This is a genomic window from Streptomyces griseoloalbus, assembly GCA_014650015.1.
Taxonomy (GTDB): domain Bacteria; phylum Actinomycetota; class Actinomycetes; order Streptomycetales; family Streptomycetaceae; genus Streptomyces; species Streptomyces griseoloalbus.
The window spans coordinates 156,307-169,736 of record BMUD01000014.1 but is presented as its reverse complement, the minus strand read 5'-3'; the positions used below and the strand labels follow the sequence as shown (position 1 = coordinate 169,736).

General features: G+C 73.0%; 14 protein-coding genes. 9 read left to right on the top strand and 5 right to left on the bottom strand.

Going from position 1 to position 13,430, the window contains the following annotated elements; all coding sequences use genetic code 11:
• Positions 1–6: 6 nt before the first annotated feature.
• The 3 genes from IE178_RS22045 to IE178_RS22035 all read left to right on the top strand — a co-directional run bounded on the left by IE178_RS22045 (position 7) and on the right by IE178_RS22035 (position 3,216).
• The gene (locus IE178_RS22045; protein ID WP_193513496.1) at positions 7–1,011 is read left to right on the top strand and encodes an ROK family protein; all 1,005 of its coding nucleotides are present in this window, start codon (positions 7–9) and stop codon (positions 1,009–1,011) included.
• Entirely contained in the window at positions 1,011–2,156 is a 1,146-nt protein-coding gene (nagA, locus tag IE178_RS22040) for an N-acetylglucosamine-6-phosphate deacetylase (RefSeq protein WP_184763913.1), read from the top strand. Before IE178_RS22045 ends, nagA begins: the two co-directional genes overlap by 1 nt.
• Before the next feature lie 118 nt (positions 2,157–2,274).
• Positions 2,275–3,216 (top strand): 1-phosphofructokinase family hexose kinase, encoded by a 942-nt coding sequence (locus IE178_RS22035; RefSeq protein WP_193513495.1) that lies wholly within the window; start codon positions 2,275–2,277, stop codon positions 3,214–3,216.
• Here IE178_RS22035 and IE178_RS22030 read toward each other — a convergent pair.
• Positions 3,206–4,147 carry a carbohydrate-binding protein gene (locus IE178_RS22030; RefSeq protein ID WP_193513494.1) on the bottom strand — a complete coding sequence of 314 codons (942 nt, stop codon included), beginning with the start codon at positions 4,145–4,147 and terminating at the stop codon, positions 3,206–3,208. The two genes, IE178_RS22035 and IE178_RS22030, sit on opposite strands and share 11 nt — an antisense overlap.
• Positions 4,148–4,263: 116 nt before the next feature.
• Complete coding sequence (gene cdgB, locus IE178_RS22025; RefSeq protein ID WP_193513493.1) at positions 4,264–5,949, bottom strand: diguanylate cyclase CdgB; 1,686 nt, start codon at positions 5,947–5,949, stop codon at positions 4,264–4,266.
• 318 nt (positions 5,950–6,267) lie between these two features.
• On the opposite strand from cdgB, the gene IE178_RS22020 reads away from it, so the two are divergent.
• Together IE178_RS22020 and IE178_RS22015 are read left to right on the top strand one after the other, a co-directional pair.
• Positions 6,268–6,852, top strand: coding sequence for a flavin reductase family protein (locus IE178_RS22020; protein WP_184763917.1), 585 nt, complete (start codon positions 6,268–6,270; stop codon positions 6,850–6,852).
• Between the two features lie 80 nt (positions 6,853–6,932).
• The gene (locus IE178_RS22015) at positions 6,933–7,400 is read left to right on the top strand and encodes a GNAT family N-acetyltransferase (RefSeq protein ID WP_184763918.1); all 468 of its coding nucleotides are present in this window, start codon (positions 6,933–6,935) and stop codon (positions 7,398–7,400) included.
• A gap of 264 nt (positions 7,401–7,664) precedes the next feature.
• On the opposite strand, the gene arfB is transcribed toward IE178_RS22015, so the two are convergent.
• Positions 7,665–8,102 (bottom strand): alternative ribosome rescue aminoacyl-tRNA hydrolase ArfB, encoded by a 438-nt coding sequence (arfB, locus tag IE178_RS22010; protein ID WP_184763919.1) that lies wholly within the window; start codon positions 8,100–8,102, stop codon positions 7,665–7,667.
• Positions 8,103–8,254: 152 nt separating this feature from the next.
• Here arfB and IE178_RS22005 point away from each other — a divergent pair, with 152 nt between their 5' ends.
• Entirely contained in the window at positions 8,255–8,830 is a 576-nt protein-coding gene (locus tag IE178_RS22005; RefSeq protein ID WP_030223415.1) for a TerD family protein, read from the top strand.
• Between the two features lie 133 nt (positions 8,831–8,963).
• Here the strand turns inward: IE178_RS22005 and IE178_RS22000 are convergent, their stop codons facing one another.
• On the bottom strand, positions 8,964–10,391 hold the full coding sequence (locus tag IE178_RS22000; RefSeq protein ID WP_193513492.1) for a M1 family metallopeptidase: 1,428 nt from the start codon (positions 10,389–10,391) through the stop codon (positions 8,964–8,966).
• A 109-nt stretch (positions 10,392–10,500) separates the two neighbouring features.
• Between IE178_RS22000 and IE178_RS21995 the strand changes: the two genes are divergently transcribed.
• Positions 10,501–11,001 (top strand): hypothetical protein, encoded by a 501-nt coding sequence (locus IE178_RS21995; protein WP_193513491.1) that lies wholly within the window; start codon positions 10,501–10,503, stop codon positions 10,999–11,001.
• 232 nt (positions 11,002–11,233) lie between these two features.
• Positions 11,234–11,359 (top strand): hypothetical protein, encoded by a 126-nt coding sequence (locus IE178_RS36110; RefSeq protein WP_318280165.1) that lies wholly within the window; start codon positions 11,234–11,236, stop codon positions 11,357–11,359.
• Positions 11,360–11,402: 43 nt separating this feature from the next.
• Here IE178_RS36110 and IE178_RS21990 read toward each other — a convergent pair whose 3' ends face one another.
• On the bottom strand, positions 11,403–12,080 hold the full coding sequence (locus IE178_RS21990; RefSeq protein ID WP_221492304.1) for a pentapeptide repeat-containing protein: 678 nt from the start codon (positions 12,078–12,080) through the stop codon (positions 11,403–11,405).
• Positions 12,081–12,212: 132 nt separating this feature from the next.
• Here IE178_RS21990 and IE178_RS21985 point away from each other — a divergent pair, with 132 nt between their 5' ends.
• On the top strand, positions 12,213–13,373 hold the full coding sequence (locus IE178_RS21985) for an NAD(P)-binding protein (RefSeq protein WP_193513490.1): 1,161 nt from the start codon (positions 12,213–12,215) through the stop codon (positions 13,371–13,373).
• Positions 13,374–13,430 lie beyond the last annotated feature (57 nt).

The following is a 13,430-nucleotide window of genomic DNA, read 5'->3' as shown; positions in this document are numbered from 1 at the left end:
TCCCCCGTGAGACATGTCATCGCCCTCGATGTGGGCGGCACCGCGATGAAGGCCGCCCTGGTCGGGGCGGACGGCGAGCTGCTGCACCGGGCCCGCCGGGCCACCGGCCGCGAACGCGGCCCCGACGCGGTCGTCGCGGACGTCCTCGACTTCGCGGCCGACCTGCGCGCCCACGGCATCCGCCGGCACGGCGAAGCCGCGTCCGCCGTCGGCGTCGCGGTCCCCGGGATCGTCGACGAGGCGGCGGGCATCGCCGTCTACTCGGCCAACCTCGGCTGGCGCGACGTCCCGCTGCGCGCCCTGCTCGCCGAACGGTTCGGCGGTGTCCCCGTCGCCCTCGGCCACGACGTGCGCGCCGGCGGGCTCGCCGAGGGCCGCATCGGCGCGGGCCGGGGCGCCGACCGCTTCCTGTTCGTACCGCTGGGCACCGGGATCGCGGGCGCCATCGGCATCGACGGCCGGGTCGAGGCGGGTGCGCACGGCTTCGCGGGCGAGATCGGTCACGTCGTCGTACGACCCGGGGGTGCCCCCTGTCCCTGCGGTCAGCGCGGCTGTCTGGAGCGGTTCGCGTCCGCCGCGGCGGTGAGCGAGGCGTGGGCGGCGGCCTGCGGCGATCCCGGCGCCGACGCGGCCGACTGCGCGAAAGCCGTCGAGTCCGGGGACGTACGGGCCCGCGAGGTGTGGCAGGAGGCGGTGGACGCCCTGGCCGACGGGCTGGTCACCGCGCTCACCCTGCTGGACCCCCGCACGCTGATCATCGGTGGCGGGCTGGCCGAGGCGGGGGAAACCTTGTTCACACCGCTGCGGGAGGCAGTCCGGCGGCGGGTCACCTTCCAGAAGCTGCCGTCCCTGGTCCCGGCGGCCCTCGGGGACACCGCCGGATGCCTGGGCGCGGGGCTCCTCGCCTGGGATCTGATCGACCCCGCCGGCCCCTCGGCCACGCCCCCTTCGGCCACCGGCCCGTCGACCCCCGACCCCTCGACCACTGACCCCTCGGAGGTAACCACCTGATGGCCCCCACCAAGGTTCTCACCGGTGCCCGGGTGGTACTGCCCACCGGGACCGTGGACGACGGCCGCGTGATCGTCGAGGGCACGCGGATCGCGGCCGCGGCGCCCGAGCACGCCGAGACGCTCGACGCGTCCGGCCACTGGCTGGTCCCCGGGTTCGTCGACATCCACAACCACGGCGGCGGCGGCACCTCCTTCGCCGGCGGCACCGCCGAGGACGTCCTCAAGGGCGTCCACACCCACCGCCTGCACGGCACCACCACGGTGATCGCCTCCGCCGTCACCGGTGACCTGGACTTCCTCGCCCGGCACGCCGGGATGCTGGCGGAGCTCGCCCAGCAGCAGGAGATCGCCGGCATCCACTTCGAAGGGCCGTTCATCTCCCCGTGCCGCAAGGGCGCGCACAACGAGGAGCTGCTGCGCGACCCGGACCCGGCCGAGGTCCGCAAGCTGATCGACGCGGCGCACGGCCACGCGAGGATGATGACCCTGGCCACCGAGCTGCCGGGCGGCCTGGACTCCGTACGGCTGCTCGCCGAGCACGGGGTGATCGCGGCGGTCGGGCACACGGACGCGACGTACGAGCAGACGGTCGCGGCCATCGACGCGGGCGCCACCGTCGCCACCCACCTGTTCAACGCGATGCCCCCGCTCGGCCACCGCGCCCCCGGCCCGATCGCGGCCCTGCTGGAGGACGAGCGGGTCACCGTCGAGCTGATCGACGACGGCACGCATCTGCATCCGGCCGCGCTGCAGCTCGCCTTCCACCACGCGGGCCGGGACCGGGTCGCCTTCATCACCGACGCGATGGACGCGGCCGGTTTCGGCGACGGCCGCTACATGCTGGGCCCCATGGAGGTCGAGGTCGCGGAGGGCGTGGCCCGGCTGGTGGAGGGCGGCTCCATCGCCGGTTCCACGCTCACCCTGGACCGCGCCTTCAAGCGGGCGGTGACGGTGGACGGGCTGCCCGTCGAGGACGTGGTCGCCGCGATCTCCGCCAACCCGGCGCGGCTGCTGGGCCTGGACGACCGGATCGGCTCGCTGGAGCCCGGCAAGGACGCCGACCTGGTGGTTCTGGACGCGGACTTCGCCCTCAAGGGCGTGATGCGCCGGGGGGAATGGGTGGTCGATCCCCAACTGGGCTGATCCGTCCCGCCGTCGGTGGACGGTGGACGGCCCGAGGGGTGGGCCGACCGCCGTCCGTTTGGCATGATCGTGCCCCCGGACACACGGAAAGCGCAGGCAAGAGGGGAGGTCCGGCCCGGTGATCCTCACGGTCACGCTGAACACCGCTCTCGACATCACCTACCGCGTACCGTCCCTGCGGCCGTACGCCTCCCACCGGGTCTCCGCGGTGACCGAACGCCCCGGCGGCAAGGGGGTCAACGTGGCCCGCGTGCTCGCCGCCCTCGGCCACGAGGTGACGGTCACCGGCTTCGCCGGCGGCACGACGGGACGGATCCTGCGGGACCGGCTCACCGAGGTGCCGGGGGTGGTGGACGCGCTGGTGCCGGTGTCCGGCACGACCCGGCGCACCGTCGCGGTGGTCGACGAGCGGTCCGGCGGCACCACCCAGCTCAACGAGCCCGGCCCCACCGTCGCCCACGCCGAGTGGTCCGCCTTCCAGGAGCTGTACGGGGATCTGCTGGCCTCCGTCTCGGCGGTGGCCCTGTGCGGCAGCCTGCCGCCGGGTGTCCCGGTGGGCGCCTACGCGGGGCTGGTCCGCACCGCCCGCGCGGCCGGCGTCCCGGTCCTCCTCGACACCAGCGGGGCGGCGCTGCGCCGCGGGGTCGCCGGGCGCCCCGACATCCTCAAGCCGAACGCCGAGGAACTGGCCGAACTCACCGGCTTCCACGAGCCGTCGCGCGCCGCGCAGGACGCCCGTCGGCGCGGCGCGGGCACGGTGGTCGCCTCGCTCGGCCCGGAGGGCCTGCTGGCGGTGAGCCCCGAGGGCCGCTGGCGCGCGGCCCCGCCGTCCCGGCTGCGGGGCAATCCGACCGGCGCCGGTGACGCGGTCGTCGCGGGCCTGCTCTCGGCCCTGGTGGAACACCGCCCCTGGCCCGACCGCCTCACCCGGGCAGCGGCTCTGTCGGCGGCGACGGTCCTGTCCCCCACGGCCGGCGACTTCGACCGCCCGGCCTACGAGCGGCTGCTGAGCGGGATCACCGTGACCGGGGAAGCGAGCGCGGCCCAGGTCAGTCCTTGACCTGGCCTTCCTTCAGCCACAGCTGGTCCAGCAGGACGTTGCACTTGTCGCCGTCGGCGCAGGAGACCGAGATGGTGTTGGTGCCCTTGTTGAGAGTGGGCCAGGCGAAGGTCTTGGTCCAGCCCTTGGAGAAGTCGCCGTCCTTGGCGCGGGCCCAGTTGTCCATGTTCAGCTTGCTGCCGAACGGCTTGCCGTTGACGGTGAGTGTCATCGACTGGGGGTCGTCGGTGGTGCTGTAGCGCACGAAGACGGTGTACGCACCGTCCTTCGGGATGCCGTTGACGGTCCAGGTGACCGTGGCACCCGGCTGGTTGAGGTTGGCCACGTAGATGCCGCCGTCGGACTGCGCGCCCTTGACGTCCGAGGCGAGGGCGGCCCCGCCGTCGAGACGGAGCGCCTTCGCGTCGATGGTCGGCAGCTCGACCTCGTCCTTCGCGTTCTCGCTCCCCGACGGGCTCGGCTCGGTGCTGTTCTGGGCCTGGGTCGGGGTCGAGTCGGCCTGGTCGCCGCCCTTGTCGTCGTCTTCGCCGCCGATCATGACCACGCCGATGCCGATCACGACCGCGGCGACCACGGCGATCGCGCCGATGAGGAGGCCCTTGGTGTTCGGGCCGCGGCCCCGGCCGCCGCCGCGACCGCCGCCGTACGCCGGCTGGTGCGACTGGGCGGTGGTGGCGCCGCCCGGCAGCGTCTCCGGCGCGGCGTAGTGGGCGCTCGGCTGGCCGTAGACCCCCTGCTGCGGCGGTGCCTGCGGAGCGGCTCCCGGCTGGCCGTACTGGCGCGTCCCGACCGGCCGCACCCGGTTGACCGAGTTCGGGTAGCCGTAGCCCCCGGACGGGGGCTGGGCCCCGTTGGCCTGCCCGTCGGCGTAGAGGTAGCCGAACGGGTCGTCGTCCTCGGGCGTGCTCGCGCCGTTGTTGCCGGGCGTCATCCCTTGGTGCTCCTAGCTGCGGATCGGGTGCGGTACGAGTGGTGAGAGGGCGAGCCTACCCGCTTCGGATGGCCCGAAAGGGTGACGCAGACCGCATCAACTCACTGACCTGCGGTTCATCCCGCACGTCTGTGCTGTTTGGGACGAGATCGTTTCTCGACGTACATCCGCTCGTCGGCGGACTTCAGGACTTCGTCCGCGGTCATCCCGCAGTGCGCCCATCCGATGCCGAAGCTGGCCCCGACCCGCACGGCCCGTCCCTCGGCGCGGATGGGCCGGATGATCTCGTTGCGCAGCCGCACGGCGAGGTCCTGGGCGTCGGCCCGGCCGAGCCCGTCGGCGAGGATCACGAACTCGTCGCCGCCGAGCCGGGCGACGGTGTCGCCGTCCCGGACGCCGTTGCCGAGCCGGCGGGCGACCTCGATGAGGACCGCGTCACCCGCGTTGTGGCCGAACCGGTCGTTGATGGACTTGAAGCCGTCGAGGTCGCAGAAGAGCACCGCGAGCCCCTTGGCGCCGTCGTCGAAGTCCGCGGCGGGCGCGATGGTGTGCACATGGTGGTCGTGGGCGTCGCACCCCTCGATGCCCGGCGGGAAGTCGAAGTCGTGCCCCCGGTCGAAGGCGGGCGGGCCGTAGGCGGCGTCCTGGGAGTCGAAGGACTCGAAGGGGCCGACGTCGACGGCGGCGGGCAGCGCCTGCTGCGGGCGCTGCTGGCACAGCCGGGCGGACAGCCGCGCCCGCAGCTCGGCGGAGTTCGGCAGGCCGGTGAGCGAGTCGTGGGAGGCGCGGTGGGCGAGCTGGAGTTCGCGGCGCTTGCGTTCCTCGATGTCCTCGACGTGGGTGAGGAGGAAGCGGGGGCCGTCGGCGGCGTCGGCGACGACGGAGTTGCGCAGGCTCACCCAGACGTAGCTGCCGTCGCGGCGGCACAGGCGCAGCTCGGCCCGGCCGCCCTCGGCGGAGGTGCGGAGCAGGGTGCCTATGTCCTCGGGGTGGACCAGGTCGGAGAAGCAGTAGCGGCGCATCGCGGAGGCGGGGCGGCCGAGCAGCCGGCACAGGGCGTCGTTGGTGCGCAGGATCCGGCCGTGCTGTTCGCCGCCCATCTCGGCGATGGCCATGCCGGAGGGGGCGTACTCGAAGGCCTGCCGGAAGCTCTCCTCGCTGGCCCGCAGCGCCTGCTGCTCGCGTTCGAGGCGGACCAGGGCGCGCTGCATGTTGGAGCGCAGCCGGGCGTTGCTGATCGCGATGGCGGCCTGGAAGGCGTACATCTGGAGCGCCTCGCGGCCCCAGGCGCCGGGCCGCCGGCCGTTGCGCGGGCGGTCCACGGAGAGCACGCCGACCAGCTCGCCGGAGGTTCCGCCGCCCTGCGGCCCGGGTGCGTACATCGGGGCGAAGAGCCGGTCGGAGGGGTGCCACTCGTCCTCGAAGCGGGGCGCGGGCCCGTCGGTGTACCACTGCGGGACGTCGTCGTCGTCGAGGACCCAGCCCTCGGTGTGCGGTATGAAGATCAGATCGCCCCAGCGTTCACCCATGTTCAGGCGGCGGTCCCAGGAGTCGCGGGAGCCGACCCGGCCGGTGATGAGGGCCTCGGCGGCGGAGTTCCCGGCCAGGGCGGCGACCACGAGGTCGCCGTCGGGGCGTACGAGGTTGACGCAGGCCAGCTCGTACCCGAGGGCGTCCACGACGCCGTTGGCGACCGTCTGCAGCGTGTCCGCCAGGCTGCGGGCCGTGTTCATGTCGGCCATGGCCCGGTGCAGTTGTCGCAGCGACGCAAGACGGACGTAGGGTTCCGACTCGGTCTCCATCCTCGCCCTCCCCCCGAGACCTCGCAGCGAATCAAGGGTTCTCTTCGGCGTATGGTCCCAGCACAGCTTCCCCGCCACTGAATCACAGCGCGCTGCCCACTCGGTACACAGGGTCAACAATTCCCGCCTCTTGTGACTCAAGTCACAGCTAAACGTGAACAATTGCGGGGTCTTTCAGCGGTTTCCCCGCGTGATTACCGAACGCAGATTTTGTAGCGGTTATGCACGACCTGCGCCCGGGTCGGGCGTTGGTCCTAGGTCCCGGCTAGGGCCGCGGTCCGATGCGGTGCCCGTGGAGCGGAGATTAGCGTTTCCGGGGTGCCGAACACTCCCGCCGCCCCGCCCGCGATCACCGCCCCGCCCGCCGCCCGGCATGCTGAGGGGGTGAGCAACGACGAGTTCCGTGCCGCCATGTCCCGTCTGGCCGCCGGCGTGGTCCTGGTGACCGCGCAGGAGCCGCCGCTGGACCCGGACGACCCCGGAGCGCCGGCCGGCGAGGACGTCGGCATGACCGCGACCGCGTTCCTGTCGGTCTCCCTGGACCCGCCGCTGGTGCTGGTCAGCCTGCGCAACGGCTCCCGCATGGACGACCTGCTCGACGAGCAGCCGCTGTGGGCGGTGTCCGTGCTCTCCGAGAGCCAGCGGCACATCGCGGGCCGCTTCGCGATGAAGGGCCGTGTCAGCGACCGGCTGCTGTTCGCGGACATTCCCTACCTGCGCGGCGAGTACAGCGGGGCCCCGCTGGTGGGCGGCGCCCTGGCGACCCTGGAGTGCCGCACCGAGCAGCGGGTGCCGGCCGGGGACCACACGCTGGTGATCGGCCGTGTCCTGACGGCCCGGGTGCCGAGCGCTCAGGGCGGTCCACTGGCGTATTTCCGGGGTCGTTACCGCCAGTTGGGCTGAACGCGGCGCGGAGTTTGCCGCCCGGACCCGAAATCCCTTTTACGGCACGGAATTCACGTGCCTAAGGTGCCCGGGTGACGATGACCACGGCACCGCGCCTCGAAGAGATCACCCCGAAGAACCTCGAGGCCGCTCTCGGTATACGGGTCCGCCCCGAGCAGGAATTCGCGGTCGCGCCGGTGGTGAACTCCCTCGCCGAGGCCTACGTCCATCCCGCCGTCGCCTGGCCCCGCCTGATCATGGACGGGGACCGCGCGGTCGGCTTCTTGATGGCCTTCCTCGACACCGACTGGCACGAGGACGGCGGCAGCGTCGTCCGCTCCGGTCTGTGGCGCCTGAACATCGCGGCGGAGGAGCAGGGGAAGGGATACGGCCGGTTCGCCGTGGAGTCGGTGGCCGAGGAACTCCGCCGCCGGGGCGCGACCGAGTTCCACGTCACCTGGGAACCGGGCGACCACGGCCCCGAGGGCTTCTACCTCGGCCTGGGCTTCCGCGAGACCGGCGAGGTCGTCGAGGGCGAGACGGTGGGCGTACTGGACCTGGGCTGAGCCCGCGGGCGTCGCGCCCGCTCACCCCTCACCCCAGTCCCGCGCGGCGTCGCGCCCAGCTCACGGTCAATCCGGTACGGGCGTCGCACACAGCTCACCGTCAGTCCGGTACGCGCGTCGCACACAGCTCACCGTCAGTCCGGTACAGACGTAGCGCCCCGCTCATCGTCAGTCCGGTACGCGCGTCGCGCCCCGCTCACCGTCAGTCCGGTACGGGCGTCGCGCCCCGCTCACCGTCAGTCCGGTACGCGCGTCGCGCCCCGCTCACCCCCAGTCCCGCGCGGAGCGCCCCCGCTTCGTCTCGGAGCGCTGCTTCTTCTCCCGCAGCCGGCGTTCGTTGATGCCGCGCGGGATGCGGGTCGGCCTGCGGGGCCTGGGCGGGGGCGCGGTGGCCTCGGCGAGCAGCGCCGCGAGGCGTACGGCGGCGGTCTCGCGGTTGCGCCACTGCGAGCGGTGCTCGGAGGCGCGGACCGTGACGACCCCGCCGGTCAGCCGCCCGGCCAGCCGCTCGAGCGCCCGCTGTTTCCACACCTCGGGCAGCGCCTCGGTGCGGGCGAGGTCGAAGCGCAGCTCGACCTGGGAGTCGCTGGTGTTCACGTGTTGTCCGCCGGGCCCGGACGACCGCGAGAAACGCCACATGAGCTCGGCCTCGGGCAGGGAGACGGAGCCGCGGATGGGATAGGGACCGGACATGCCGTACATGTTCCCGCCCCTGACCGGTCCACGTCATCCCAATATCCCGGATCTCGGGTAAAGAAAGTAAAGAGACCTGGAACCTCGCGTACCCCTCTCCACGTTAAAGGGGGTAGCTGTAGCTTCTAGCCGTACGTAAACGAGGGAAGGGACTCCCAACAATGGCTGTAAGCCTGTCCAAGGGTGGCAACGTCTCGCTCACCAAGGAGGCTCCGGGCCTGACCGCTGTCACCGTGGGCCTCGGCTGGGACGTCCGCACCACCACCGGCACGGACTTCGACCTCGACGCCTCGGCGATCGCGGTCAACACGCAGGGCAGGGTCTACTCGGACGGCCACTTCGTGTTCTTCAACAACAAGCAGACGCCGGACAACACCATCGTCCACACGGGTGACAACCGCACCGGTGAGGGCGCCGGCGACGACGAGGCGATCAACGTCAACCTCGCCGCCCTCCCGGCCGACATCGACAAGATCGTCTTCCCGGTGTCGATCTACGACGCCGAGAACCGCAGCCAGAACTTCGGCCAGGTGCGCAACGCCTACATCCGCATCGTCAACCAGGCCGGCGGCGCCGAGATCGCGCGCTACGACCTGTCGGAGGACGCGGCCACCGAGACCGCCATGGTCTTCGGCGAGCTGTACCGCAACGGCGCGGAGTGGAAGTTCCGCGCGGTCGGCCAGGGCTACGCCTCGGGCCTCGTGGGCATCGCCCAGGACTTCGGCGTCAGCGTCTGACGGACACCCGCATCCGCATCGGAGCCCCCGGCCGGCCGTAGGCCAGGCAGGCCGGGGGCTCCGGCGCGCGCAGGCCCGGCGCAGGGCCCGGGGCCCGGACCCAAGACCCAGGGCCCGGACTCACGGCCCGGACTCACGGCCCGGCTCGGGGCCGCCGCGGCTTGCCCTCCCCGTACAGCCAGTCCTCCCAGACCGCGCCGAAGTCCTCGTCCGGCGCCGACTTCTCCACGTAGGCCGTGAAGTCGCCGGTGTCCGCGGTGCCGTGACGGTGCTCCTGCGCCCACCCGCGCAGCAGGGCGGAGAAGGCGGTGTCGCCGACCGTCTGCCGGATCCGGTGCAGGACCATCGCGCCCCGCCAGTACACGGGGACGCCGGAGATGTGCGCCGCGTCCGGCGGATCGGCCGGCGGGAACGACCAGAGCGCCTCGTTCGACTCCGCGGCCGGAAAGTACTCGCCGGCGTACAGCGCGTCGAAGGTCCGCTGCGCGGTGTCGCCGCCGTGCTCCTCGTTCCACAGCCACTCCGCGTACGTCGCGAAGGCCTCGTTGAGCCACATGTCCCGCCAGGTCCGCGGCGTGACGGAGTTGCCGTACCACTGGTGGGCGATCTCGTGGACGAGCAGCCCGATGCCGGGGGCGCCGGGGAAGACGGGGCGGTTCTGGGTCTCCAGGGCGTATCCGGCGTCCCCGGGACGGTCGACGATCGCGCCCGCGGAGGAGAAGGGGTACGGGCCGAAGGTCCGCTCCGCCCACGCCACGACCTCGGGGATCCGGGCCAGGACCGCACGGCTCGCCTCCGCCTGCTCGGGGTCGACGGCCGTGTACACCGGCAGCCCGCCCGCGGTCGTCGCGCGGCCGATGTCGTACCGGCCGATGGCGAGGGTCGCGAGGTAGGTCGCCATCGGCTCGCCGACGCGCCACCGGTACGTCGTACGGTCCCCCTTCGTCTCCTCACCGGCCGGCTCTCCGTTGGACACCGCCCGCAGCCCCTTCGGCACGGTCACCGCGAGGCCGTACGTCGCCTTGTCGGAGGGGTGGTGGTTGCCCGGGAACCACGCCATCGACCCCGCCGGCTCCCCCAGCGCCAGCGCCCCGTCGGCGGTGCGCAGCCAGCCCTCCTCGGAACCGTCCGGGTCGGTGACGGTCACCGGGGCGCCGGAGTAGCGGACGGTGACGCGGAAACCCGCGTCCCGGCGGAGTGCGTCACGCGGACGGACGGTCAGCTCCTGTCCGGCGCGACTCCAGCGGGCGGTCGCGCCGTCGACGGTGACCGTCTCGACGTCCAGGCCCTCGAGGTCGAGGTTCAGCGCGGAGAGATCCCGTGTCGCCCGGGCGGTGATCGTCGCGGTGCCCGTGAGGTGGTGGGCGCCGGGGTCGTAGCCGAGGTCGAGGGCGTAGCGGAGGACGTCGTAGCCCTCGTTGCCGGCCTTCGGGAAGTACCGGTCCCCCACGCCTGACCGCCCGGCGGAGGCACGGGAACCCTCCCCGCACGCGGCCACCGACACCGTGAGCAGCACGGCGGCGGTCAGGGAAAGGGCGCGAGGGGGCCGGCGAAGGCGCACGCCGCGATCCTACGCAGCCGCACACCGGCCCCGGGCGGGGGCGCGCACCGGACCCCGACCGCCCGACGCCGGGTCTGCCGGGGTTTTCCGGCGTGACACCATCACACCCGTGCTCGACATCGGCTACGCCCTCTCCAACCGCTTCCCCGACCCCCCGCAGACCGACTACCGCCGCGCGGACGTCCGCGCCCTGCGGCACGATCTGTTCTGCGGTGACGTCTACCTCGCCGACACCGAGTCGGACCGTGAGGTGTCCACGGCCTGGGGATGGGTGCCGGTGCTCGACTTCGCGTGGGCGCTGTGCGACATCGTGGAGCGGATCGACCGGGACCCGGCGGGCTCCCGCGCCTCCCGCCCCCAGCGGGCCGAACTGGACTTCACCGAGTCCACCGACCGCCTGCTGTTCGAGCGCCGCTTCGGCTGGGTGGACATCGAGGCGGAGTGGCTGCCGGCAGCCGAGCCCCCGCTGGCCTTCTCCCACGCCGAACTCCGCCGCGAGTCCCGCGACTTCCTGCACGACCTCCTCGCCGACCTGACCGACCTGCACGAGGACCTCGGCGAGAACCCGGCGATCTGGAACCTCCAGGCCCGCTTCCCGAGGATCCCCTGACGGCCCTCGATCACCGCGATGAGAGCATCGTCCCCGGCAGTGGCGGCACGGGGAAAGGGAGAACGTGGCTGCGGGGCGGGCCCGTGCCCTACGGGATGAACCACCAAGTGTCCCCTCCGGCCGTCGTCCGTGACGGACCAGCCTCCTGGGCGAGGGCGACGGCGGGATCCGTCCGCCCCGGCGTGTCATCCGGAGGGACGACTCGGGCCGGGCACACCTCGTCCTCCGTGCGGTGGCCGAGGACTACCGGACGCGGACGGCCGACGTCGACCCCCGTCTCGTCAACGCCCTCATAGCACTGCACCAGTCCTTCGAACCGTCCGAAGGGGCCGGCGCGGGGGGCTGGTACGAGAACTAGGACCCCGGATGCCGAATGCCGGATTCCGTCCGCCCGAGCCCTCTCACCCCTCCACCCGGATGCCCAGCTCCCCCGCCAGCACCGGCGCCAGCTCCAGCAGTTGCCCCGTGCTGATCACCGCCCCCGACAGCCGGTCCACCCCCCTGGCGATCTCCAGCGACGCGGCCCCGCGCAGGTCCACGTCCCTGAGCGTGGCCCCGGTCAGGTCCGCGCCCTTCAGCGCGCAGTCCACGAACTCCACGCGCTCCAGCCGCGCCCCGCCGAAGTCCGGCTCGACCAGCACACAGCCCTCGAAGACGACGTCCTTGAGCCGGGCCGAGCGAAGATTCAGGAAGTCGATCTTTCCGCCGCGGATCAGCACCCGCTCCAGCACCGCCCCGTGCAACTGCGTCCCCCCGAGACGCGCGTCGGTCAGCTCGACATCACGCAGGGTCGCCCCCGACAACTCCGTGCCCACCCCCCGGACACCGGCGAGGACCGAGTCCAGCACCCGCGCACGGGACAGCCGCGTCTCGTCCAGCGCGCACCCCGTCAGCGCGCAGTCCATGAAACGCGCCCCGCCGCCGTCCTGCCCGGCGAAGTCCGCCTCCCGGAACTCCAGCCCGTCGTAGTCCCCGTCCGGCTCCAGCTCACCCCCCTCGTAGCGCTCCAGCGCGGGCAACCGCAGCTCCGGGCGCCGCGCCCCCCTCACTCCCGGACCGCCCACCGCTCTCCTCGCCATGACCCCATGCTGCACCCCACCACTGACAATCCCCCCGGCCTGCGAAAACGCCCGCGCATGTCACATTCCGGCGCCCTCGCCCCGTCCTCTTCACACAGCCGGAAGGCGACCCCGACCAAGGGAGACCCAGCCATGCACCACATCACCATCGTCGGCGGCGGCTTCGCCGGACTCACCGCGGCCATCACCGCGGCCGAGGCGGGGGCCAAGGTCACCGTCCACGAGGCCCACCACACCCTGGGCGGTCGCGCCCGCACCGCCGAGGGCCCGTACCGCACGAACGACGGACCGCACGCCCTCTACAACGGCGGCCCGCACTGGACCTGGCTCCGGCAGCGCGGCCTCATCGGCCCCCTCGCCCCGATCCCACCCCTGGAGGCGGCCCGGCTGCGGCTCCGCCACCGGGGCGCACTGCGCCGCACCCCGCCCTTCGCCCTGCTGAAGCTGCTGCGCCGCGGCAGCGCCGAGGCACCCGTCGACACCGACTTCCTCACCTGGGCCACCGAGATCGCCGGCGAGGAGGGCGCGCGAGCCGCCGCCCACTACGCCGCCGTCGCGCTGTTCCACCACGACCCGGGCTCCCTGTCCGCCGCGTTCGTGCAGGAACGCCTGCGCCGCGCCACCAAGCTGCCCCCGGAGGCCACCTACCCGCGCGGCGGCTGGGGCGGGCTCATCGACCGGATGGCCGCCCACGCCTGGAACCTGGGCGTGCGGATGGAGACCCTGTCCCGCGTCCACACCGTGCCCACCGACACCCCGGTCGTCGTCGCCACCTCGCTCGACGCGGCCCGCCGCCTCCTCGACGACCCCTCACTGACCTGGCCGAGCGGCCGTACCGTCCTGGTCGACCTCGCCGTACGCACCCGGCGCGGTGACGCGTTCGCCGTGTCCGACCTGGACGCACCGGGCTGGCTGGAACGGTTCACCGCCCAGGACCGCACCCTCGCCCCGGCCGGCGAACAGCTGATCCAGGGTCAGATCCCCATCGCCCCGCACGAGTCCAAGGCGGACGGCGTCGCCCGCGCGCAGGAGCTGCTGGACCTGGCCTTCGACGGCTGGCGGCGCCGGGTCACCTGGCGGCGCGACGCGGTCTCGGACGGCCGTACCGGCGCCGTGGACCTGCCCGGCACCAGCTGGCGCGACCGACCCGCCGTCGACCGCGGCGACGGCGTCTATCTCGCCGGTGACCAGATCGCCGCCCCGGGCGTGCTCTCGGAGGTCTCCTTCAACAGCGCCCTGACGGCCGTCTCCCTCGCCCTCGGCCGGCAGGAGCTTGACCTCAAGCGTGCTTGAGGTCGAAGAGTGGGAGCCGTAACGGGCGACACGGCCCGGCGACACGACCCACCGGGG

Excerpts from the sequence above, each read along its gene's own strand:
- nagA (WP_184763913.1), top strand. The coding sequence starts at position 1,011 with ATGGCCCCCACCAAGGTTCTCACCGGTGCCCGGGTGGTACTGCCCACC.
- IE178_RS22030 (WP_193513494.1), bottom strand. The coding sequence starts at position 4,147 with ATGACGCCCGGCAACAACGGCGCGAGCACGCCCGAGGACGACGACCCG.
- cdgB (WP_193513493.1), bottom strand. The coding sequence starts at position 5,949 with ATGGAGACCGAGTCGGAACCCTACGTCCGTCTTGCGTCGCTGCGACAA.
- IE178_RS22015 (WP_184763918.1), top strand. The coding sequence starts at position 6,933 with ATGACCACGGCACCGCGCCTCGAAGAGATCACCCCGAAGAACCTCGAG.
- arfB (WP_184763919.1), bottom strand. The coding sequence starts at position 8,102 with ATGTACGGCATGTCCGGTCCCTATCCCATCCGCGGCTCCGTCTCCCTG.
- IE178_RS22005 (WP_030223415.1), top strand. The coding sequence starts at position 8,255 with ATGGCTGTAAGCCTGTCCAAGGGTGGCAACGTCTCGCTCACCAAGGAG.
- IE178_RS21990 (WP_221492304.1), bottom strand. The coding sequence starts at position 12,080 with ATGGCGAGGAGAGCGGTGGGCGGTCCGGGAGTGAGGGGGGCGCGGCGC.
- IE178_RS21985 (WP_193513490.1), top strand. The coding sequence starts at position 12,213 with ATGCACCACATCACCATCGTCGGCGGCGGCTTCGCCGGACTCACCGCG.